At 60.6% G+C, this 21,710-nt stretch carries 24 protein-coding genes; 4 read left to right on the plus strand and 20 right to left on the minus strand.

What is annotated here, in order from left to right; genetic code table 11:
• Nucleotides 1-96: 96 nt before the first annotated feature.
• From FFM53_RS36055 to FFM53_RS36080, 6 genes are all read right to left on the minus strand, one after another.
• Nucleotides 97-1,038 (minus strand): sugar phosphate isomerase/epimerase family protein, encoded by a 942-nt coding sequence (locus FFM53_RS36055; RefSeq protein ID WP_138390149.1) that lies wholly within the window; start codon nucleotides 1,036-1,038, stop codon nucleotides 97-99.
• 78 nt (nucleotides 1,039-1,116) lie between these two features.
• Nucleotides 1,117-2,289: a Gfo/Idh/MocA family protein gene (locus FFM53_RS36060; protein ID WP_138390150.1), complete on the minus strand. Its 1,173-nt coding sequence runs from the start codon at nucleotides 2,287-2,289 to the stop codon at nucleotides 1,117-1,119.
• 119 nt (nucleotides 2,290-2,408) lie between these two features.
• Nucleotides 2,409-3,314, minus strand: a complete 906-nt coding sequence (locus FFM53_RS36065) for a sugar phosphate isomerase/epimerase family protein (RefSeq protein WP_047612241.1) — start codon at nucleotides 3,312-3,314, stop codon at nucleotides 2,409-2,411.
• A 92-nt stretch (nucleotides 3,315-3,406) separates the two neighbouring features.
• Nucleotides 3,407-4,219: an ATP-binding cassette domain-containing protein gene (locus FFM53_RS36070; protein WP_129421274.1), complete on the minus strand. Its 813-nt coding sequence runs from the start codon at nucleotides 4,217-4,219 to the stop codon at nucleotides 3,407-3,409.
• A 10-nt stretch (nucleotides 4,220-4,229) separates the two neighbouring features.
• Nucleotides 4,230-5,228, minus strand: a complete 999-nt coding sequence (locus tag FFM53_RS36075) for an ABC transporter permease (protein ID WP_138390151.1) — start codon at nucleotides 5,226-5,228, stop codon at nucleotides 4,230-4,232.
• Nucleotides 5,229-5,339: 111 nt separating this feature from the next.
• The gene (locus FFM53_RS36080) at nucleotides 5,340-6,314 is read right to left on the minus strand and encodes a substrate-binding domain-containing protein (protein WP_138334724.1); all 975 of its coding nucleotides are present in this window, start codon (nucleotides 6,312-6,314) and stop codon (nucleotides 5,340-5,342) included.
• Nucleotides 6,315-6,480: 166 nt separating this feature from the next.
• On the opposite strand from FFM53_RS36080, the gene FFM53_RS36085 reads away from it, so the two are divergent.
• On the plus strand, nucleotides 6,481-7,515 hold the full coding sequence (locus tag FFM53_RS36085; protein ID WP_173883723.1) for a LacI family DNA-binding transcriptional regulator: 1,035 nt from the start codon (nucleotides 6,481-6,483) through the stop codon (nucleotides 7,513-7,515).
• An 84-nt stretch (nucleotides 7,516-7,599) separates the two neighbouring features.
• Here FFM53_RS36085 and FFM53_RS36090 read toward each other — a convergent pair whose 3' ends face one another.
• The 6 genes from FFM53_RS36090 to FFM53_RS36115 all read right to left on the minus strand — a co-directional run bounded on the left by FFM53_RS36090 (nucleotide 7,600) and on the right by FFM53_RS36115 (nucleotide 12,226).
• A complete protein-coding gene (locus FFM53_RS36090) occupies nucleotides 7,600-8,274 on the minus strand; it encodes a 4-carboxy-4-hydroxy-2-oxoadipate aldolase/oxaloacetate decarboxylase (RefSeq protein WP_138390153.1) in 675 nt (224 codons plus the stop codon).
• Between the two features lie 84 nt (nucleotides 8,275-8,358).
• Nucleotides 8,359-9,195: an ABC transporter substrate-binding protein gene (locus tag FFM53_RS36095; protein ID WP_138390154.1), complete on the minus strand. Its 837-nt coding sequence runs from the start codon at nucleotides 9,193-9,195 to the stop codon at nucleotides 8,359-8,361.
• Nucleotides 9,196-9,226: 31 nt separating this feature from the next.
• Nucleotides 9,227-9,991, minus strand: a complete 765-nt coding sequence (locus tag FFM53_RS36100; RefSeq protein ID WP_064246187.1) for an amino acid ABC transporter ATP-binding protein — start codon at nucleotides 9,989-9,991, stop codon at nucleotides 9,227-9,229.
• Nucleotides 9,988-10,746 carry an amino acid ABC transporter permease gene (locus tag FFM53_RS36105; protein WP_138390155.1) on the minus strand — a complete coding sequence of 253 codons (759 nt, stop codon included), beginning with the start codon at nucleotides 10,744-10,746 and terminating at the stop codon, nucleotides 9,988-9,990. The genes FFM53_RS36100 and FFM53_RS36105 overlap by 4 nt, the downstream gene beginning before the upstream one ends.
• The gene (locus FFM53_RS36110) at nucleotides 10,743-11,450 is read right to left on the minus strand and encodes an amino acid ABC transporter permease (RefSeq protein WP_003555457.1); all 708 of its coding nucleotides are present in this window, start codon (nucleotides 11,448-11,450) and stop codon (nucleotides 10,743-10,745) included. The genes FFM53_RS36105 and FFM53_RS36110 overlap by 4 nt, the downstream gene beginning before the upstream one ends.
• Nucleotides 11,447-12,226 carry an SDR family oxidoreductase gene (locus FFM53_RS36115; RefSeq protein ID WP_138390156.1) on the minus strand — a complete coding sequence of 260 codons (780 nt, stop codon included), beginning with the start codon at nucleotides 12,224-12,226 and terminating at the stop codon, nucleotides 11,447-11,449. Before FFM53_RS36115 ends, FFM53_RS36110 begins: the two co-directional genes overlap by 4 nt.
• 246 nt (nucleotides 12,227-12,472) lie before the next feature.
• Between FFM53_RS36115 and nac the strand changes: the two genes are divergently transcribed.
• On the plus strand, nucleotides 12,473-13,378 hold the full coding sequence (gene nac / locus FFM53_RS36120; protein ID WP_138390157.1) for a nitrogen assimilation transcriptional regulator NAC: 906 nt from the start codon (nucleotides 12,473-12,475) through the stop codon (nucleotides 13,376-13,378).
• A gap of 11 nt (nucleotides 13,379-13,389) precedes the next feature.
• Here the strand turns inward: nac and FFM53_RS36125 are convergent, their stop codons facing one another.
• The 7 genes from FFM53_RS36125 to FFM53_RS36155 form a co-directional block, all read right to left on the minus strand.
• A complete protein-coding gene (locus FFM53_RS36125; RefSeq protein WP_138390158.1) occupies nucleotides 13,390-14,592 on the minus strand; it encodes a pyridoxal phosphate-dependent aminotransferase in 1,203 nt (400 codons plus the stop codon).
• Nucleotides 14,593-14,653: 61 nt separating this feature from the next.
• On the minus strand, nucleotides 14,654-15,421 hold the full coding sequence (locus FFM53_RS36130; RefSeq protein ID WP_138390159.1) for a 5-oxoprolinase subunit PxpA: 768 nt from the start codon (nucleotides 15,419-15,421) through the stop codon (nucleotides 14,654-14,656).
• 37 nt (nucleotides 15,422-15,458) lie between these two features.
• The gene (locus FFM53_RS36135; RefSeq protein ID WP_138390160.1) at nucleotides 15,459-16,454 is read right to left on the minus strand and encodes a 5-oxoprolinase subunit C family protein; all 996 of its coding nucleotides are present in this window, start codon (nucleotides 16,452-16,454) and stop codon (nucleotides 15,459-15,461) included.
• Nucleotides 16,451-17,158 carry a 5-oxoprolinase subunit PxpB gene (gene pxpB / locus FFM53_RS36140; protein ID WP_138390161.1) on the minus strand — a complete coding sequence of 236 codons (708 nt, stop codon included), beginning with the start codon at nucleotides 17,156-17,158 and terminating at the stop codon, nucleotides 16,451-16,453. The genes FFM53_RS36135 and pxpB overlap by 4 nt, the downstream gene beginning before the upstream one ends.
• Entirely contained in the window at nucleotides 17,155-17,589 is a 435-nt protein-coding gene (locus FFM53_RS36145) for an acetyl-CoA carboxylase biotin carboxyl carrier protein (protein ID WP_138390162.1), read from the minus strand. The genes pxpB and FFM53_RS36145 overlap by 4 nt, the downstream gene beginning before the upstream one ends.
• Complete coding sequence (accC, locus tag FFM53_RS36150; protein ID WP_138390163.1) at nucleotides 17,586-18,971, minus strand: acetyl-CoA carboxylase biotin carboxylase subunit; 1,386 nt, start codon at nucleotides 18,969-18,971, stop codon at nucleotides 17,586-17,588. The genes FFM53_RS36145 and accC overlap by 4 nt, the downstream gene beginning before the upstream one ends.
• Nucleotides 18,971-19,411 carry an acetyl-CoA carboxylase biotin carboxyl carrier protein gene (locus FFM53_RS36155; RefSeq protein ID WP_138390164.1) on the minus strand — a complete coding sequence of 147 codons (441 nt, stop codon included), beginning with the start codon at nucleotides 19,409-19,411 and terminating at the stop codon, nucleotides 18,971-18,973. Before FFM53_RS36155 ends, accC begins: the two co-directional genes overlap by 1 nt.
• 282 nt (nucleotides 19,412-19,693) lie before the next feature.
• Between FFM53_RS36155 and FFM53_RS36160 the strand changes: the two genes are divergently transcribed.
• Both FFM53_RS36160 and FFM53_RS36165 read left to right on the plus strand, forming a co-directional pair.
• Complete coding sequence (locus FFM53_RS36160) at nucleotides 19,694-19,948, plus strand: type II toxin-antitoxin system Phd/YefM family antitoxin (RefSeq protein WP_033184308.1); 255 nt, start codon at nucleotides 19,694-19,696, stop codon at nucleotides 19,946-19,948.
• On the plus strand, nucleotides 19,945-20,376 hold the full coding sequence (locus tag FFM53_RS36165) for a type II toxin-antitoxin system VapC family toxin (protein ID WP_138390165.1): 432 nt from the start codon (nucleotides 19,945-19,947) through the stop codon (nucleotides 20,374-20,376). Before FFM53_RS36160 ends, FFM53_RS36165 begins: the two co-directional genes overlap by 4 nt.
• Nucleotides 20,377-20,460: 84 nt before the next feature.
• Here FFM53_RS36165 and FFM53_RS36170 read toward each other — a convergent pair whose 3' ends face one another.
• Nucleotides 20,461-21,531 (minus strand): LacI family DNA-binding transcriptional regulator, encoded by a 1,071-nt coding sequence (locus tag FFM53_RS36170; RefSeq protein ID WP_138390166.1) that lies wholly within the window; start codon nucleotides 21,529-21,531, stop codon nucleotides 20,461-20,463.
• Nucleotides 21,532-21,710 lie beyond the last annotated feature (179 nt).

The following is a 21,710-nucleotide window of genomic DNA, read 5'->3' on the forward strand; positions in this document are numbered from 1 at the left end:
TTCGGTCATGCTGATCGGGGTTGGGCATCGTCGGCCTCTTCACAAGAAACGACCAATGCAAGGGAGCGCGGGCGAACTACCGCCCGCGCCAGTCCATCAGCGGCTGATTGTTGCCTGCAGCGCATCGATGGAGGATTGGATGCCCGCCTCGGTCGACATGGTGAAGTCTTCCATCTCGAGGCTGACCCAATCGTTGTAGCCGACCATGCGCACCACGGAGAAGAACTCCTTCCACCATTGCAGGTCATGGCCGGCGCCGACGGCGACATAGTTCCAGCTGCGATTGGCGACGTCGGTTACGTCCTTGAGCTCGAGCAAGCCGTTGACGTCGGCGAGGCCCCGCTCGATGCGGGTATCCTTGCCATGGCAATGATGGATGGCATCGCCCAGCGCACGGGCGGAGGCGATCGGGTCGGCGCCCATCCACATCAGATGCGACGGGTCGAGGTTCATGCCGACTTTCGGACCGACTTCGTTGCGCAGGCGGAAGAGGGTCTCGGGGTTCCATACGAGCAAGGCCGAGAAGTTTTCCAGCGCATATTTTTCGACGCCGACTTCATCGGCGAGCTTGACCAGGCCGTGCCAGAGCGGGAAGGCCCGATCTTCCCACTGATATCGGTCGCGCTCAGGCATCTCATTCGGCCAGCTCTTGGTGTAGACCAGCCAGTTCGGCACCGTGTCGCCGGGGGCGGCTTCCGGCAGGCCGGACATGGTGACGATCGTCTTCACGCCGATTTCGCCGGCGAGCCGGATGGTGTCTTCCATTTCCTTGCGGTGGCGCTTGCCCATGTCACCCGGATCGAGCGGGTTTGCCGAGCAATTCAGCGCGGCGATTTCCAGGCCGCGGGCTTCGATTTCCTTCAGCTTGGTCTTGAGCAGGCCCCTGTCGGCCAGCAGCTCGTCGGCACGGAAGTGCGGCCCGTGCGACCAGCCGCCGCCGGTCATCTCGATACCCTCGACACCAAGTTTGACGCATTTGTCGAGCATGTCCGTGAAGGAGAGGTCGCCCATCACGTCGGTGCAGATCGATAGTTTCATGTCATTGTCTTTCTAAAGGAGAGGTTGGGGACGCGCCTGGGAGGAGGATGGAGGAGATCCGGCACGTCCCCTGGCTGATCACTTGAACTCGACCCAGGCCGAGCCTGCGTCTGCCGAGCGGACGCAGTTTTCCAGCCAGCGCACACCTTCGGTGCCGGCTTCGATGCCGGGATAATGATGGCCCTTGAGGAATGCCTCGTCGCCGCGGCGTTTTGCGTCGATCGCCTGGGCGATCCAGAGGTAGATGTTCGCCCAGCTGTCGCCCAGGCCTTCGGTGTGCAGTGCGCCCATGCGGTCGTAGGCGAGGCTTTCCTCTTCGAGGTAGGGCATGCCGTGATGCAAGGTGCGGTTCGGTTCGCCCTGTACTTCGTAAATCAGCTGGTCGGGGTGGGAATCGGACCATTCGACGGAAGCCTTGGAGCCGACGAAACGGTAGCGCTGCGAACCCATATTCCCGGCATTCACCGAGGACACCCAAAGACGGCCGCGGGCGCCGTTGTCGTAATGCATGAGAACGGTCGCATGGTCTTCGAGCGGCGCACGGGTCGGAATGAAGGCCTTGCGGTCGCAGAGCAGCTTTTCGATCTTCATATGCGGCAGCACGACTTCGGAGAGATGGTAGAGGTGCGTGCCGATATCGCCGAGAACGAAGGTCGGGCCGGCCGTCTTCGGATTGGTGCGCCATTTCAAGGCTTCGCCGGCGCCGACATCGTCGCCCGCGTTGAAGCCGTGGGTATATTGCATGTCGACGATTCTTATATCGCCGAGCATGCCCTTCTTGACCATCGCCGCCATCTGGTGAACCAGCGGATGGCCGGTGAAGCCGTAGGTGACACCGACGATCAGGCCCTTCTCTTCGGCGAGCCTCGCGACCTCGTCGCATTCGGCGACGGTGAAGAACAGCGGCTTTTCGCAGATCACGTGAAGACCGGCTTCGAGGCACGCCTTGGTGATCTCGTAATGGGTGAAGTTCGGCGTGGCGATCGAGACGACCTCGACGCCGTCCTCGCGCCCGGCCTCCTTGGCGATCAGCTCTTTATAATCGCCATAGCATCTGTCCGCAGCGACGCCGATCTTCGTGCCGAAGTCGCGTCCGCGCTCGGCGTCGAGATCGAAGGCTCCGCAGATGAGCCGGTAGGTGCCGTCCCGCTGGGCGCCGGTTCTATGCTTGTAGCCCACCTGCCCGGTGCGGCCGCCGCCGACCATGCCCCAGCGCAGGGGGCGCTCGATGGATCTTTCTCCGTTGATCATCTTCTGTCCTTCCAGGAATGATGTCTGTGATGTTTAAGCGTTCCGGGCAGAACCCCCGGTCGCGGTCGCTCGCGTCAATCTCCTGGCTGCATCGCGAACCGCTGGAGGGGCATCGCGCGTTATTTCGCGGTCCAGTATTTGTCGACAAAGCGCTGCATTTCGGCGCGCATGAACTTGCCGGAGTGGTCGGCCTTGTCCTCCCAGGCGAAGACGCATGCGGTCATGATGCCGTCGAACCCGATCTCCGCCAGCGTGCTGAAGAAATCTTCCCAAGGCACCTCGCCCTGGCCGATGTTCAGGTGCTGATGCACCCTCGCCTGCGTGCCCGGAGGGTTGAGGATGTAGCGGAGCCCCGAGGAGGCCTTGTGATTGAAGGTGTCGCCGACATGGACATGGGCGAGCACGTCCTTTGCTTCCCGGAGCATCGCCTTGGTGTCATCACCGAAGTAGAAGGTATGCGGCGCGCAATAGAGGAACTTGACGTTCTTCGAGTTGACCGTCCTGATGATATCGAGCGCCGGCTGCAGGGTTTCGCACCAATCCTCGGGATGCGGTTCGACGTGCAGATTTATGCCTTCCTTTTCAAAGATCGGCACCAACTCTTCCATCGAGCGCCACCAGGCGTCTTCGCAGGCCTCGATCATGGAACCGGTATGGCAGCAGTAGCACGAACCCTTGTCCGGGTGGGGGCCGCGGCCGAATTCCGAGTTCATCGTGTCGACGCCGAGTTCGACACTGATCTCGATGGCGCGCTTCCAGTGTTTGACGGCAGCTTGCCGCTCATTTTCATCGTTCGAGGCCCACCGATACATCGGCAGGATCGAGGCAATGCCGACATTGGCATCGGAAAGCGCCTTCTTGAATGCCTTGGCACGGGCCGGAAACACGCGCGGCGCCTTGAACCACTCGAGAAAATCGGCCCGCGGGCTGAGCTCTATCCACTCGTATCCGAGTTCGGCCACTTTCGAGGGCAGCTCTTCGAGTGAGAGGTGGCGATGCATAAAGGGGTCGATTGCAATCTTCATGGCTGTTACCCGTCCGATGATTGTGCTGGGCCATCCCGCCGGGGTAGGCGAGCTCTTTAGAGTTTCTGGAGTTCATCCGCGGCGGCGGCCGGTCAGACCGGTGGGGGATGTCCGCTATGCGCCGTCGAGTACGCTTCGATTTCGGCTTCGAGTTCGGCCATGGCCTCGCCTCCTGCCATCAGGTCGGTAATCTCTTCGCGCGTCTTTTCGCCCTTGCGGAAGTCGGCCGCCTTCGCACCCTTGATGAGCACCGCGAAGTGGTCTCCCACCGTCATGGCGTGAATGACGTTGTGAGTGATGAAAATGACGGCTAGGCCGCGACGGCGCGCTTCCAGGACGATACGCAACACATGCGCCGCCTCCTTGACGCCGAGAGCGGCGGTCGGCTCGTCGAGGATCAGCACCCGGGCGCCGAAGTGGACGGCTCGGGCGATTGCCAGGGATTGCCGCTCACCGCCCGACAGACCGCCGATCAGGCGATCGCCATCGTCGATGCGGGTAATGCCGAACTCGCGCACGGCCTTTACTGCGATTTCATTGGCCGCCTTGCGGTCGTAGATTTTGAACGGGCCGAAGCCCTTGGTCAGTTCCCGCCCGACGAAGAACGAACGGCCGATGCTCATCAGCGGAAAGGTGCCGCCGAACTGATGGACCGTTGCGATGCCGAGGTCTGCGGCTTCGCGCGGATTCTGGAAGACGATGGGTTGACCTTCGAACTTTACCGCGCCGCTCGTCGGCTTGTAGACACCGGCAAAGGTCTTGATCAGGGTGGACTTTCCCGCGCCGTTGTCTCCCAGCAGGCAAAGTACTTCACCGGGATGAACGCTCAATGTGATGTCGTAGAGCACATCGATCGGGCCGAAGGACTTGTTGACGTTTTCAAGTTCAAGAATTGGGCCAGCCATGTCTCAGCTCTCACTTCTTCTTCTTGGGTGAATAGGTCAGCGCCATCTGGCGGAACGTATTGTTCATCAGGACGGCCACGAGCAGCATCACGCCGATGATCAGGCTCGACCAATTGCGGTCGAAGGTCGTGAAATAGATGCCTTGGTTGACGACGGCGAAGGTGATCGTGCCGAAGAAGATCCCGATCACCGACCCGAACCCTCCGGTCAGCAGCACACCTCCGACGACGACCGAGATGATCGAGTTGAAGATGAATGTCATTCCGCCCGAAACCTGCGCGGAATTGAACAGGATGGCCTGGCACATGCCGACGAAGGACGCGCTCATTGCCGAGAGGACGAAGAGGACCATCGTCAGACGGGTCGTCGGAATGCCGGCGTTGCGGGCACTGACCTTGTCTCCGCCCATCGCGAAAATCCAGTTCCCGTAAGGCGAGAAGTGAATGAAGAAGATGAAGATCGCGGTGATGGCCACCCACCACAGAATGATCACCTGAAACGATCCGGCCAGGAACTGCCCGAAAAGGAACTTTGCCCAGGGGTCGGCCGTCAGCGCCACGCTCGTGGTGCCGGTTACGAGAACCGAGGTTCCAAGCATCAGGCCCTGTACAGCAAAGAGGGTGCCGAGCGTTACGATCAGCGAAGGCACGGCCGTGTGCACGACGAGGTAGCCGTTGACCAGCCCGACGATGAGGCCGAAGGCAAGCGCACCGAACATTCCGACCCATATGGGAAGATCGTAGTAGCCCGAGAGGACCGCAACCGTCATCGAGCCGGCGGGGATCATCGCTCCAATCGAAATGTCGAGATCGCCTGCGATCATCAAAAGTCCGATGGGAAGAGCTATAATGCCGAGATTGGCGGCGACGTTGAGCCAGCTTGCGGCGCCGGCGGGCTCCAGGAACTTGGTGCTGCCGAATACGACGAAGAACAGGAGGACGCCGACAAGTCCGAGGAATGCACCCGCCTCGGGACGGCGCAACAGGTTGCCGAATGAAAGATTGTTCATATGCCTATCCCAGTTTGGGCGTGAATCTCCAGGCGCGCGGACGCGGTGGTCCGCACGCTCGATAAACTTCGACCCGCGGATATCCCGCGGGCCGGAGCCCGTTTCGAACGATCAGCGAGCGCCTTCCTTGACGCCGGCCAGGGTGGCGTCGATGTTCGACGCATCGACGATGCCCGGGCCTGTCAGCACCGGTGCGGTCGGCAGGTTGGTGCCGTAGTCGATATGCGCGGCGAGAAGCGAGACCCCCAGCAGCGACTGCAGGTAAGGTTGCTGGTCGATTGCAAAGGTCTGCGAACCATCCTTGATGCGGGCAAGCCCCGAGGCATTCAGGTCGAAGGTGCCATGCGCGACCTTGCCGCCCTTGTTCGCCTGAACGATCCCGCTTGCAGCCGCATCGGCGTCGGAAGCGCCGACATTGAGGACGCCGTCGATGGTGTCGTCCTGGAGCAGTGTCGCCTTGACGGCCTCGGCGATTGCCGTCTGATCGCCGAAGCTGGTCGCCGGCAATGGCAGCTGCTTGCCAGTGCCGCCCTTTCCGGTGATGCCGTCGATGACGCCCTTGCAACGGGCCTCCTGGTTTGCCGCACCCGGGAGCGTATTGACGCAAATGACATTTTTCGCACCCTTGGACGCGAAATATTCGCCGCCTGCCTTGCCGGCCGTGTATTCATCCGAGCCGACATAGTTGATCGCGCCAAGCTCACGAGCTTTGTCGATGCTGCCGGCATTCATGAGAATGACTTTGATGCCTGCAGCGACGGCAGCCTTTATGGCCTCGTCCTCGGCCTCGGGCACCCAGTCGGGCACCACGATGCCGGTCACGCCCTGGCTGATGGCCGTGCGGACGAGCTGGGCGGCGTCAGGCCCGAGATTGTCGTAGGTCTGCAGCTGCAGATAGCTGACGGAGCCGCCATTCTTCTCGACGACGAGCCGGGCGTCATCGACGCCCTTCTTGATACGGCTCCAGAATTCGTCGTCGGTCTTGCCGCCGACGACAGCAATATTCGCGGCCATGACTGAAGACGCGCCAAGAACGAAAACAGCGCCAGCCAGCAGCCCGCGTACGGCGCGCATTGAAAAACTCATGTGATTTCCTCCCAAAAAGGCGGTCGAGAGTAACAATTCCTCAAAGCAAGGCTCCCAACTCGCTGGAATATTTGTATCAACGGACCGCCGAAAATGGAATGCCTATTGCGTTTTGATGAAATTAATGTATCATTTCATTTCATCCAAAAATGGAATGAAATATCTCATGAAGAGACCGACCATTGCCGATCTTGCCCAGGCGTCCGGCGTCAGCATCGCCACGGTCAACCGCATCCTCGGAGGTACCGGCACAGTGCGTGCGGAAACGATCGAGAGGGTGCAAAATGCCGCGGAAGAGATTGGATTTTATGGCCGCGGCGTGATCGAGGACCGCAGACAACGGCTCCTGCCGAATTATCGTTTCGGCTTTCTTCTCCAGCAGTCGAGCCGTGAGCTCTACCGGCTGTTCGGCTCCAAGATCACGGAGGCGGCCGCGAGACGCCAGCACGAAAAAGTTGTGGCTGTGGTCGATTTCGTCGATGTCCTGGAGCCACAAAATATTGCAGATCGTCTCGAAGCGCTTGGCAAACGCTGTGATGCAGTTGCTGTCATTGCGGGTGACCACCCGTTAATCGGGCAGACCATCCAATCCCTCAAGGAGAGAGGAAAGCCGGTCGTTGCATACATAACCGATCAGTCTGCCCGGGATCGCGCCGGCTTCGTCGGCACCGACAATTGGAAACTTGGGCGGACCGCGGCATGGTTTCTGGCTCAGACCACGCCGGCGCCCGGCCGGATCGCCGTCTTCATCGGCAATCATCGTTATCAATGCCAGGATGTTTCTGATGCGAGCTTTCGATCCTATATGCGCGAGCACGCACCCCATCTTCAGGTGGATGACAGCAGACCGACACATGAGGAGCCGCAGGAAGCCTACCGCATCGTCAGCCAGCTGCTCTCTGAACTCGATGACCTCAGAGGCATTTTCATTGTCGGAGGGGGGATTTCCGGTGTGCTGCGCGCTCTTCGCGAAGCGCCGGTCGAAAAGCGAGATAAGGTCAGGGTCGTCTGCCGCGACATCGGCCCGGAAACGCGCAAGGGCTTGACGGAAGGCCTGATCATGGCGGCATTGTGCCATCCGCTGGATCAGATATCAGACGAATTGATCGCCACGATGATCGCCGCGCTGGAACACCGCGACAGCACAACCATCCTTCAGCGTGTGGTTCCCTTCGAAACGATTACGCCCGAAAGCGTTTGAACCGCCCGGTTTGCATAGGGCGGCTGGCAGAAAAGGCCAGCCGCCCTATAAAGTGGCAGGGCTGATAGCTGTTGCGGTGTCGTCTCAGATGTCGACGACGAGGCCCTTGGCTTTCAGCACCGGTTCGAGATTGCTGACCTCGATGACCGATTTGCCCTGCTTATATGCCGCGATATAGCCGGCCTCGGCATCTTCGCGGGCCTGTGACAGCCTGGCGACTTCCTGCGCTTCCTGGCGGCGCACGATCACAAGGCCGTCGGCATCGCCGGCGATGATGTCGCCGGGATGGATGATTTCGCCGCCGACGATGATCGTGTCGTTCACCGCCGCAATGGTTTCCTTCACCGTACCCTTGATGCAGACGCTGAGCGAGAAGACCGGGAAACCGAGTTCTTTCAGTTGCAGCGTGTCGCGCACGCCGGTGTCGGTCACGAGACCGCCGATGCCCTTTGCAAGACAGGCATTGGCAAGCACATCGCCGAAGGATCCGGCCTCTTCGTACTCTCCTGCCGATACGACGATGATATCGCCCGGCTTTGCGTAGTTGATGGCGAGCTGCAGCATGATGTTGTCACGCGGCGCGCACTTCACCGTAAAGGCCGGACCGCAGAGTTTCATGCGGTAGTCGACGGGCTTGAGGCGGGAGGAAAGGGCTCCGCGGCGCCCTTGGGCCTCGTGGATCGTCGCGGGCGAAAATTTGGAAACGGCGTCGATATCGGCTTTGCTTGGCCGTTCGGCAATATCTTTAATATGGATCATGGATGCCTCCCATTTTTGGCCGACGGCGGGCGTGTCCCGCCGTCTGATTTCGTTTGGATATCGTCATTGGAAGACGCCGAGGTCTTAAGGGATCGGGTCGAACTTCAGTTCCGAGAGCGATACGACCTTGTCGGTGCGCGTCATCTTGTATTCGGTATCCGGGCCGAGCCACTTGTCCCAGATCTTGTTGATCTCGCCCGATGTGTCGAGCTTGCGAAGGATCTCGTTGATCTTGGCGGTCAGCGCCGGCTGATCCTTGGCCATGCCGATTCCGATCGGCTGGTACAGCATCGGCTCCTCGATCATCCGCATTGCCTTGCCCTTGCTCTTCGATTCATTGACGAACTTGGTCGTCGTCATGGTGTTGGCCACCATGCCGCGCGCCTTGCCCTGCTGGACGGCGAGATAGGCCGAGGCGGTATCCTGGAAGGTCAGCGGGTCGGACTTGTTGAGCTTGATCGACATCTCGGAGGTCGAACCCTTGGTCGAAGCGATGCGCTGGCCTGCGTAATCGGCCTTCTTCTTGCCGGCATCGTCCGCCGGCACGATCAGCATTTCCTTGGCGAGATAATAGGGATCGCTGAACTGGATCTGCTCGGCGCGGCTGAGAGTATAGGCAAGGTTGGCAACGGTGATGTCGACGCGGCCGAGCTTGACCTCGGGCACGCGCGCCTCGACCGAAACCGGCTTGATTTCAGCCTTGACGCCCAATTCCTTGGCGATGGCGCCGCAGAGGTCGACGTCGAAACCGGCCATTTCGCGGGTCTTCGGATCGGGAGAGGCGAAGGGAGGAACGTCGGCGAACGTCGCGCAGCGCAGGGTTTTCGCCGACAGGATGCTGTCGAGCTGATCGGCTTGTGCGGGCAAGGCGGCCGCCATGCCGGCAAATGCGGCGGTGAGGGTTAGGCATTTCCAGTTCATTGCTGTTCTCCTTTGTTTTTGGTGGTTGGTATCAATGCCTGAGATCAGCGAGGAATCGCTGAGCCCGGGGATGGCGTGGATTGTTGAAGAATTCCTCGGGGGTCGCCATTTCGAGGATCTGGCCGGCATCGATGAACCAGACCCGATCCGCGACGTCGCGCGCGAAACCCATTTCGTGGGTGACGCAGAGCATGGTCATGCCTTCGGACGCCAGGCTCTTCATGACGGCCAGCACTTCGCCGACCATTTCAGGATCGAGCGCGCTGGTCGGCTCGTCGAACAGCATCACCGGCGGTTCCATGGCAAGGGCGCGGGCAATTGCCACCCGCTGCTGCTGGCCGCCCGAGAGTTGACCGGGATAGGCCCGCGCCTTGTCGGCAAGGCCGACCCGATCGAGAAGCTTGAGGGCTTTATCCTTTGCGACGTCAGGCGCCACGCCTTTCACCCGGATTGGCGACATCGACACGTTTTCGACCACCGAAAGGTGCGGAAACAGGTTGAAGTTCTGAAATACGAAGCCGATCCGGCTGCGCAGCGCATTGAGTTCTTTCGCCCGCATGGCGGCATGAATGTTTTGCCCGTCGAGCGTAATCGATCCGCTGTTGATCTCCTCGAGGCGATTGATCGTGCGGATCAGCGTCGATTTTCCCGAACCGGACGGCCCGCAGATGACCACGACTTCGCCGCGTGTCACCTGCGCATCGATGTCCTTCAGAACCGGGTAGTCGCCGTAGCTCTTGCAGACCTGCGAAAGCCGGATCGTCTGCAATTCCTGGGCTGAAACTGACATGGTCATGGCTGCTCCGATATGATTTTCGATGGCGCGACCAAGGCGGCGGCAGGAAGGTTGGAAAGTCCCGCACGCCGCCGCGTGATGCTCCGCTCGAGGCGATTTGCGAAGTAGGTGAGCGTCCAGCAGATGGCGAAGTAGACGATCGCCAGAATGAGGAAGACCTGGAAAGGCTGCGTCAGGAGCTGGTTGTTGACCTGGCTTGCGGCAAAGGTCAGGTCCGGCACGTTGATCACGTAGCCGAGCGTCGTGTCCTTGATCGTTGAGACGAAGGTGGAGATGATGCTCGGGATCATGTTGTAGAGCGCCTGCGGCAGGATGATGAAGCGCATCGCACCTAAATAACCGTGGCCAAGCGCACGCCCCGCGTCCATCTGGCCCGGTCCGAGCGCGACGATGCCGGCACGGACGACTTCGCTCAGGAATGCGCTTTGATAGACCACGAGCGTCGTCAGCATCGTCACGAAGCTCGGTACATCGGCGCCAGTCAGCAGCGGAACGAGGAAATAGCTCCACAGGATGAGCATCAGCAGCGGCACGCCCCTGGTGAAATAGACGAGTGCCGTGACCGGCCAGCGCAGCAGCGGCGACTTGGAGAGCCGCGCCAGTGCGAACAGGATGCTGACCGGAAAGGCGAGAGCGATGCTGAGCGCCGAAAGGATTAGCGTGTTGGCGAGCCCGCCAAGCGGCCCGTTCGGATATTGGCCGATCAGCAGCAGCAGCCAGTAGTCTTGGACGATGGCGATCATGTCGTGGATCATGCGCGCGCGCTCCTGGCAGGATCGGTGCGCATCGACAGATAGGCGCCGATGCTCATGATCACGAGCGAGAAGAAAAGGTAGAGAACCGTGCCGATCAGGTAGATCTCGAAGGTCCGGAAGCTGAGGTTCTCGATTTCCTTGACGGCATGCGTCAGTTCCGAAGCCCCGATGACGACGGCGAGACTGCTGTTCTTGAACAGGGAAACGCTGTGATTGATGAGCGGCGGCAGCGCGTTGCGCACGCCCTGCGGCATGATGACGAAACGCATTGCGGAGACATAGCCGTGGCCAAGCGCGCGGGCTGCCTGCATTTGGCCGGGGCTGACCGAGCGTACGCCGGAACGAAGATCTTCGCTGAAATAGGCCGCCTGGCAAAGCCCGAGCCCGATCACCGCGAAGATGGCCTCGGCATTATGGACGGCCAGCCATTCGGCTACTCCGCTTGGCATCAGGGTGAAAATCCCGAAGTACCACAGCATCAGCTGAACCAGGGTGGGAACATTCCGGTGATAGGAGACGTAAGCGGCAACTAACGGATCGCCGAAGCGAAAGGGCGACAAACGCAAAGCCAGCAGCAGAAGTGCCAGCGCCATCGCCATAGACCAGGAGCCGGCATAGATGATGAAGGTCATCTCGATGCCATGCAGCAGCATGGCGGTATATTCCGGATTTCCGAGGATTGCCGAAAGGTCGAAACCGCTCACGGGCTTGGCTCCCCGGATTGATCCGGCTTCGCCGGAGGCTGGGGCTTTGCCGTCTGCAGGCCGCCCATGACCTGCAGCGTTGGTGTGATCTCCATGTGTCCGATGTTGACGGCGACGGGGGCTGCTATGGCGAAGGCAATCGCGTCGGCGATATCGCCCGCCTGCGGCAGTTCGAAGCCGTCGATGAACCGTTCGCGGATGCTGGGGTCATCGCCATGGACGTGATTGAAAATGTCAGTGGCGACCCGGCCGGGGCAGATTTCCGTGACCCGTACCCGCTTGCCGAAAGCGTCGATGCGCAGCTGGTTGGACAGCATGCTCACCCCTGCCTTGGTGGCGTGATAGGATGAGTTGCCGCCGAAATTGTAGGCGCCGGCGATCGACGAAATGTTGATGACATGCCCGCGGTCGCGCGCCACCATACCGGGCACGACCAGTCGGCAGATGTGCAGGACCGCCCGGAGATTGACGTCGACGATGAGATCGATATCGCCCTCGTCGGCTTCCAGGAACTTTTTCGGCCGGTCGACACCGGCATTGTTGACGAGAATATCGAACTCCACCCGACGGGTGAGCTCTGCAATGGCCTGACGGTCGGTCACGTCGATGACGTGGGCGACGCAGCCCGTTCGGGCGGCTAGCTGCTGTAGCGCTTCGGCACTGCGGGCAACGGCATGGACCTCGATGTTCTCCCGGCGGAGCCGCTCAACCACGGCTGCGCCGATACCGGAGGATGCGCCGGTCACCAGTGCGGTCTTGTAGTCGGAGAATGGCATTGTCGTTCCCTTGTTGTTGATCGAGACAGTAGCGAAGCTTAAACCCCTTGCCTAAGACCGATTATCTCTGGAGCAATAAGCAACGGTTATGGAGCCCGCGCAGGCTGCTGAAGAAGAGAAAGAGCTGATGCCGGGCATCAGCTTGCTGCGTCCGGGCCTGAGGAAAGCAGCGACGGCGTCGCGTTGCAAAAGCAATGCGTGTCTGCAAATGTAAGCCGCGCAGATCAGAACGGTACCCCGATCCTCATGGACATCAGACGCCTCAAATCTTTCATCGTGATCGTCGACAGCGGCAGCATCACGCGAGCGGCGGACCTTTTGCATATCGCCCAGCCAGCGCTCAGCCAGCAGCTTGCGGCACTGGAGGAGCATTTCGGCCACAAGCTGCTGATCCGCAGCCAGCAGGGCGTCAGCATGACCGATGCGGGACATGCGGTGTACCGCCATGCGCAGATTATCCTTCGGCAGATGGAGCAGGCGCAAGCCGATGCATCGGCAGCCGGCAATTCGCTTGCCGGGCGTGTGTCCGTCGGTCTCGTGCCCTTCAGCAGTGCCGCCACGCTGTCGGTCGACCTCCTGGCGGAGACCCGGAAACGGCATCCCGGTATCCTGCTGCACCTCACCGAAAGCGTCGGCCAGACCTATAGCCAGATGATCATGAACGGTCGGCTGGAGATGGCGCTTCTCCATGGAACCGGACCGATCAAGGGCGTCCGGTTCGAGCCGATCCTGAGCGAAGAGTTTTTCCTTGTCGCGCATCGGGACTTTGCGATCGAAGCGGATTCGAAACCCGTTCCGGTCAACACTCTCGACGGAATACCGCTGCTGTTGCCGCCGGCCTATAATTTCGTCCGCCGCGCGGTCGATACCGCCTTCACGCGCACGCGCACCAATTTGAAAGTCGTGGCGGAAGTCGAAATCGTCCGCACGCTCGCCCGCGCGGTGGGCAGCGGTCTCGGCGCGACGATCATGCCGAAAGCCATCGCCGACCGCATCGTATCGGAATCGAGCGAGCCGCTGATCTGCCGGCTCGTCTCGCCGCGGATCGAAGAAACCCTGTCGCTATGCGTTTCCGACCAGAATCCCCTGTCGGAACCGGCCCTCGCCGTCCGCGACATCCTTCTTGAGCTGACGGCGCGGTTGAAAGTCTGAGGAGGCTGCGCTTAGCGCATATCCCTGCAGAACTGGGCTATGCGCGCGCAGCCTTCGCCGAGCTTTTCCATGCTGGTCGCATAGGAAATGCGGAAGAAGGGGCTCATTCCGTAAGCCGCTCCTTGCACGGTCGCGACATGATGCTCGTCGACGAGCGCCATGACGAAATCGACGTCGGTCTCGATCTTTCGCCCGCCCTTGCTGGTCTTGCCGATCAGCCCCGAGATATTGGGATAGATGTAGAAGGCGCCTTCGGGCCTATGGCAGCGCAACCCTTCCACCTCAGACAATTTGTCGAGAACGAAGTCGCGTCTTTCCTTGTAGATCGCCGCACGCTCCTTCAAGAGATCCTGAGGCCCATCGAGCGCCGCAGTCGCCGCAGCCTGCGTCAGCGTCGCGATGCCGCCGCCATTCTGTCCGTTGACGTTGCTGACGGCGGAGATCAAGTCTTTCGGCCCGGCACAAAAGCCGAGCCGCCAGCCAGTCATCGCGTAAGCCTTGGAAACGCCGTTCATCGTCAGGACGCGATCATAGAGCCTGGGCTCGACTTCGGCGATCGTGCAGAACTGGAAGTCGTCATAGACCAGGTGTTCATAGATATCGTCGGTCATGATCCAGACATTGGGATGACGCAGCATGACCTCGGCGATGGCAGCCATCTCCGCCCGGGAGCAGGCTGCACCGGTCGGATTGTTCGGGAAATTCAGGAAGAGCCATTTGGTGCGTGGCGTGATCGTTGCCTCCAGATCTTCCGGACGCAGCTTGAAGCCGGCCTGCTCGTGGCAGGGGACGGCGACCGGGACGCCACCCGCGAATTTGACGATATCGGCGTAGCTGACCCAGGAGGGCGTGGGAATGACGACCTCGTCGCCCGGATTGCAGGTTGCCAGCATGGCATTGAAGATCACCTGCTTGCCGCCGCCCGAGACGACGATCTGGCTGGCATCATAGTCGAGATTGTTGTCCCGTTTGAACTTCCTGATGATGGCGGACTTCAGCGCCGGTGTGCCGTCCATCGGAGGATACTTCGTATCGCCCGCAAGAGCGGCCGCATGGGCCGCCTCGATCGCGTGCGCCGGAGTGGGGAAATCCGGCTCGCCGGACGAGAGGCTGACAACTTTGATGCCTTTGGCGGCCAGTTCCCTGGCGCGCTGGGTCATGGCAGCGGATGCGGATATGGAGACGTTTTTCAGGCGGTCAGCGATGACGGACATCGACATGGTCCTTCGATGAAAGATGGGAACGGGAAACCGCCCGCGGGCGATCGGGATTGCGTCAGTCGGCGAGTTCGGCGGCAGGCGCGAGCGCAGCACCCGTGGCTTCGATCTCGCCGCGCACGATGCCGGCAAGCTCCAGGGCGCCGGGTGTGTCGCTGTGGACGAGAATGGAGCGGGCCGGCATCGCGATCACGGCTCCGTCGATTGTCTCGACGGTTCCCTCGAGCAGGAATTGTCGCACACGCGCACGCACCGCGGCTTCGTCCTTGATGACGGCGCCTGCAAGACCGCGCGCAACAAGTCTGCCCTCGGCGTCATAGGCCCGGTCGGCAAGGAAAAGCGCCAGCGTCTTCAAACGCGCGCGTCTGGCCGCCTGCTGAATCTCGCTGCCATGGGTCACGAAGACGATGAGATCAGCATCGACCGTGGCGATCGCATCCATCATCAGATCGGCCAGCACAGGATCGCGGTTGACCATATTGCCCATGGCCGCATGGAAGCTGATATGGGAGACAGTGACACCCTCGGCTTTGGCGATCGCCATCAGTGCGCCGAGCTGATAGAGCATCTGCTGGCGAAGCTCATCTGCCGGAAACGGTATTTCGCGCCGACCGAAACCCGGCCGATCAGGCAAACCGGGATGCGCGCCGATGCCGACGCCGTTCAGCTTCGCAAGCCGGACCATGCGTCCCATCGTATCCGGGTCGCCGCCATGGAAACCGCAGGCAATGTTGGCCGACGAGACGAGTTTCATCATCGCTTCGTCGTCGCACAGCCGGTAGGGACCGAATCCTTCGCCCATGTCGGAATTCAGATCGATCTTCATCAGTTCCTCCTTTTGACGGCCTTTTGGACGATATGCATTAGGCCATCACCCTCAAGGCGCGCTTGACCATTCGGGATGTCTGCCTGACGTCTTCGACATAGCCGGCGACAGCTTGCTCCACCTTGTGCGCCTCCGCATGCGTCGAGCGAACGAACTTCAGGCGGGCGCCGATGTGGGCTTGGCCGAGCCGCCAGAGATCGCATTCGATTACGCCGGCGATCTTCGGATATCCGCCGGCGGTGTTGGCATCGCTCATCTGCACGATCGGTTCGCCGCCGGGCGGAACCTGGATCACGCCGGGCACGACGCCGTGGGAGCGCATCTCGATGGATGCTGTCGGCTTGATCGGCTCGCCTGACAGCCGGTAGCCGGTCCGGTCGCTTCGGGAGGAAATCCTCCAGGTTTGGCTCCAGAAACCTTCGCCATCTCCGGCAAAAAGATCATGCTCGCCAGCCGGCAGGGCGCGGATCGGCAATGCGCCGCCGACAGGAGCCGGGAAGACATCGCGCAGCGCCACGGCCGGTTCGACGACGGCGAGACCAGAGGCCGGCAGCATGGCGATCTCTGCATCCTCGCCGACCGCGATCCGATCGCCCTTCGCCAGAGGCCGGCCGGCATTGCCGCCAAAACCACCGCGCAGCGACGTGCTGCGCGAACCCATGACAACGGGGATATCCAGCCCGCCTCCGATCGAAATATAGGCACGTGCGAGCCGCGGCGGCTGCTTCAGTTCGAGAACCTGTCCGGGCTCCGCGAGATAGGCGCACCAGGGAAGCAGTTCCGATCCGTTGAGATGAGGATTGCCGTCGGCGCCGGTAACGGCAAATACCACGCGCTGCTCGAAACGCAGGCTGAACGGGAAGGTCTGCACCTCTATCGCGGCGGCATTTTCGTCATTGCCGACGAGAATGTTGCCGATCCGGACAGCCAGCGGATCCATTGCGCCGCTCGCCGATACGCCGATGTCGCGATAGCCGGGGCGGCCAAGATCCTGCACTGTGTTGAACGGGCCGCTTTCGATGATCTCGATCATAGCTCGATCCCTGCTGGCAGGAACCGCACCGTATCTCCCGGCGCCATCATGGCGGGGGTCGGCGACGTGGGATCGAACATCTCAAGCGCTGCGAAGCCGATAGAATTCCAGCCATTCGGACCTGTGAGCATGGCGACGCCGGTCTGCATGCCGCCGATGGTCACGCAGCCTTTCGGCATTTTCAGCGAAGGCACGGTCTTTCGCGGCATGTAGATGCGCGGATCGAGACCGTGCAGATAACCGAAACCGGGAGCACTGCCCAAGGCGAAGACTCGGTAGGTCGCTTCATGATGGATGCGGACGACCTCGCGGTCGCTCAAGCCCGACAGATCGCAAAGGGCTGGAAGATCCGTCGCATATTCGCCGCCATAATGGACGGGGATCTCGATGGTCTTGCCCTTGAGATCGATGCTGCGGGCATTCTCCCATGCCTCCAGCAGCCGAGCGACCACCGCATCAGGATCCTCGGGCGTCTCCTTGAAGATCACCAGCAGATTGGTCATGCCCGGAATGTTTTCCGCAAGGTCCGGCCAGCCTTTCACGGTCTGGGACAGAGCCCAGATCCGCCGCTGCGCGATGAGATCAAAGTCGCCTGGCGCCTCGAGCAGGAAGGATCTGGCGCCGATCGAGGAAACCCGCGCCAGGCTTTTGGTGGCCGGAACGATCTCGCGTTGCGATGCGTGTCTGTTCGTCGTGACGATCATGACTGGAACTCGATTTCGAGCAGAGGATCACCGAAGCCGACCAGTGCGTCGGGCTCGGCCAGCAGCCTGGTCAAAACACCGGAACGGCCGGCGCGAAGGGGAAGCAGGATGTGCCCTACCCCGACAAAGCCGATGATATCCGCATCGGATACGGAGCGCGGCAGATTTTGCGGCGCGGCGGAGGCGGGATGCTCGACATAGAAGCGGCCGGCCATCGGCGCCTTCACGACGGCCGCTGCAGAGCCGGGAGCCAAACCGGGAGCACGGGGCGTCGCTTTGGTCGAGCTGATCCTAGCGCCGTCTTTTCCGGCGACGACGATGCGAAGCTGCCCGCCGGGCCGGGAGATTTCGAGACCGTCCACACCGGCGGCCGTCAACGCCTCGGTGAGCAATGCAATCGTCGCCGGATCGCTGAAATCGATCGCGCTCATGCCGCCCTCCGCAGTTTCAGCCATTGTTCGAGATAATGGATATCCGTCTCGCCGCGCGCGAATGCGCCATCCTCGAACAGGGCGCGCAGGAAGGGGATGTTGGTGGAAATCCCCTCGACCTCAGTGTCGGCAAGCGCCTCGCGCATTCTTGTCATCGCTTCCGCCCGCGTCGGCGCATGGACGATCAGCTTGGCAATCAGCGAATCGTAGTATGGCGAGACCTTGTAGCCGGCATGAATATGCGTATCGACGCGGATGCCTGGTCCCGCCGGCAACGCCAGATGGGTGACGACACCCGCCGACGGCAGGAAACTTTCCGGATCCTCGGCGTTGATGCGGCATTCGAAGGAATGGCCTTCGCATGTCACATCGCCTTGGGTGAGATCGAGACCATGACCCTGCGCCGCCCTTATCTGCGCCTGGACGATATCGACACCGCTCGTCATCTCGGTGACGGGATGTTCGACCTGAAGTCGCGTATTCATCTCGATGAAATAGAAAGCGCCATCCTCATAGAGAAATTCGAAGGTTCCGACGCCCCGGTAGCCGATCTGGAGGCAGGCCTGTACGCAAGCCAGGCCGACTGGCTGGATGATGTCGGGCGCGATCCCAAGCGCCGGCGCCTCCTCCACCACTTTCTGATGGCGGCGCTGCATCGAGCAATCCCGGTGTCCGAGCCACACGGCATTGCCGTGATCGTCGCAAATAACCTGTATCTCGATGTGACGCGGATGCTCTAAGAATTTCTCCATGTAGAGCAAGGGTGAGCCGAAGGCTTTGCGGGCCTCTTCTCGCGTCAGAGCGATTGCTTCATGCAGCACGTCGGCCTTTGGCACGACGCGCATGCCGCGCCCGCCACCGCCGCCGGCTGCCTTGATGATGACGGGATATCCGATCTCCAGCGCTATGCGCTCGATCGTGGCGGGGTCATCGGGCAGCGCGGTGTCCGGACCGGGAACGCAGGGGACGCCGGCCGCCATCATCGCGCGTTTTGCCGAGATCTTGTCGCCCATGGTCGCAATCGACGACGTGGTCGGACCAATGAAGGTCAGCCCGGCCTTTTCGACGGCGTCGGCGAAGGCGGCGTTTTCAGACAGAAAACCGTAGCCCGGATGAATGGCGCCCGCGCCAGCGAGACGCGCAGCCAGAAGGATGGCATCCTGATTGAGATAGCTCTTGGCGGCGGTCGACGGGCCGATGCAGATAAAACTGTCGGCGGTGCTGCCGTAAGGCGCTTCCCTGTCGGCCTCGGAGCAGATGGCGACCGTCTTCAGGCCGAGCTCACGGCAGGCGCGCTGGATCCGGGCTGCGATCTCGCCGCGGTTGGCGATCAAAACGGTATCGAAGCGACCGGCCACAGACTGTTCAGGCGTTTCCGGCATCAGGCAATCTCCGCCAGCAGATCGCCGGTCTCGACCTCGCCATTGTCGATATGGGTCAGGTGCGTGATGCGCCCGGATCGCGGCGCGGCGATCGTGTTGAGGACCTTCATTGCCTCGACGATGAAAAGCGTCTGCCCCTCCTCCACCTCGTCGCCGATTGCGACGAATGGCGGCTCCCCAGGCGCCGGGGTCCGGTGCAGAACGCCGAAGACCGGCGCCTTCACCGCATGGGTTTTCTCAGGTCTCGAAGGCAAATCGGAGCCAGCATCCTGGGCAAGGCTTGTCGTCGATCCTGCCTCTTTCTGGGGCTCGGCAGCAGCCTCCTGACCCGGCGACGTGCGGAAGATCCGAACCGTCACGTCCTTTTCGGTCACGGTCAGCTCGGTAATGTTCGATCGTCCGACAAAGTCGATCAGCGTCTTTATCTTCGAGAGGTCCATGTGCGTGCTCGGAATTTCAAAATTCCACCGCGCTGACCCGAAGTTTCAAGTCGCTCGGTGTTGTGATTTTTCGTAGCACGACGCGTCGACTGATGGGGTCAGACGAAGTTTTGATGGAGTGCAATCGGCGCCTTATAGGACATATCGCCGAACGTTAGCGACTTCCCTCGACGGCAGCGGGAAGCGGCAGAATCCCCGCAATGGATGCAATGAAGGGACAATGCTTGTTCTGACGGCTGACAGTGCTATATGTAGGTAAATACCTACATGAGGCAGCCAGCCATGACCATTACGACACTTTCCAGCCGTGAACTCAATCACGACGTCAGCAATGCGAAGAAAGCTGCCAGAAAAGGGCCAGTCATCATCACTGACCGCGGCAAACCTTCCCATGTCCTTCTGACATATGAGGAATTTCAGCGTCTTTCCGGCAGGAGCCAAAGCCTGGTCGATGGGCTTTCCATGCCGGGCCTGTCGGAAATTAATTTCATGCCATCGCGGGTCGAGATCAAAACCCGCGGAGTTGACCTGTCTTGAGCTATCTGCTGGATACGAATGTCATTTCAGAACTGCGTAAGATTGGTGACGGTAAGGCTGATCCGGAAGTCGTGGCATGGATCAAAACGGCAAACGCTTCTGATTTTTATCTCTCTGCAATTACCATTCTCGAATTGGAACGGGGCGTGCTTGCTGTCCAACGACGCGATGCCCGGCAAGGTTCACGCCTGCGTACATGGCTTGATGATCACGTGCGTCCGCAGTTCGCCGGCCGGATACTGCCGATCGATGATGCCATCGCAACGCGCTGCGCGCATCTGCATATTCCCGACCGGCGCAACGAGGCCGATGCGCTAATTGCTGCCACTGCAGTGGTGCACAATCTTACCGTGGTCACGCGAAACGTGAGAGATTTCGACGGCACCGGTGTCGTCATTGTCGATCCTTGGCAGGGTCAAGCAATGTAGGCGTCTTAAATGGATGCAAATTGCAGCGTCCAAATTGACAACGTCGGCGTTTCTGCACGGATGCACGGCCGGTTTCCGTCATCGTCAGCTCTTCGTGGGGCCGATGCTCTCCCGCAAGATCAGGCTGCTGCGGATGACGGTGCGAACCGTGGCCATATTCTGCCTCTGGTCAATGGCGTCGAGCAGAAGATCTACCGCAGCGCGCCCCATCTCTTCCACCGGCTGTTTGATCGTCGAGAGCGGCGGCGAGCAGAATTCGCAGACGGGAGAGCCGTCGAAGGAGACGACGGACAGATCACCGGGAATGCTTAGGCCCGTCCGCTGGATACGGCTGACAAATGAAATGGCCATGTCGTCGCTGGTCGCGATGACGGCTGTCGGTTTCTCGGTCAACTCGGCGAAATCATCCGCCGCCTGGACACCAATGTCGAAGCCATGCTGATAATCGAGATGACCACCCGAGCGATGCACCGCCTCCTCGGACAATCCTGCCGCCTCGAGCGCCTCGAGCACGCCGCCGTAACGCTCGACATCGTGATAATTGCCTTCGGGCCCTGCAAGATAGAAGAACCGTCGATGACCTAATCGAATCAGTTCATCCGTGGCGTCGCGCACGGCCTCGCGGTCGTTGGTAACGACGCTCTGCAGGCCGGCATCGCTCATATCGAGCAGCATCGACACGATCGGCAGGCCGGAATTGGCCAGCGAGCGTCCGTCAACCTCGGGAAGCTTCGACGACAGGATGATGGCCCCGCGCACGCTGCCGCCGAAAGCGAGGTCGAGAATGTGCCGTTCGGAAATCTCGTCGCGATCGAGGTTGGCGATCATCAGGTTGTAGCCGCCCTGGATCAGCGATTGATTGATACTCTGCAGCACCTGCGGAATGACCTGGGAAGCACCATAGTAGAGCGATCCCGGCAGAATGATCATGATGATGTTGGATTTGCCGACCCTGAGACCGCGCGCCATCGCATTCGGGGTGTAGCCCAGTTGCCGGGCTGCGGCATTGATCTTGGCGCGCGTCTTCTCGTTGACCCGCCCGGGATTGGCGAGTGCACGGCTGACTGTCGATATCGCAACGCCGGCGAGCCGCGCGACATCGGCCATCAATGCACCGGATGGCTCATCTCCCGCCACATCCTTGTTTTTATTCATGTTTATTTCGGTCTCCCGGATGCTTCGATTTGCAACTCTAAGGCAGGGAGCGATTTATAGCAAACGTTTGCCAAAAATCGCTTGCTTAAAAAACCGGCTTGGCTATTATCAAGCCATGGCAAACGATTGCCATTTCTTAATACGTTGAAAATACATGATTTATTGGATGCGGAACGGCT

The sequence above is a fragment of the Rhizobium indicum genome, assembly GCF_005862305.2.
Taxonomy (GTDB): domain Bacteria; phylum Pseudomonadota; class Alphaproteobacteria; order Rhizobiales; family Rhizobiaceae; genus Rhizobium; species Rhizobium indicum.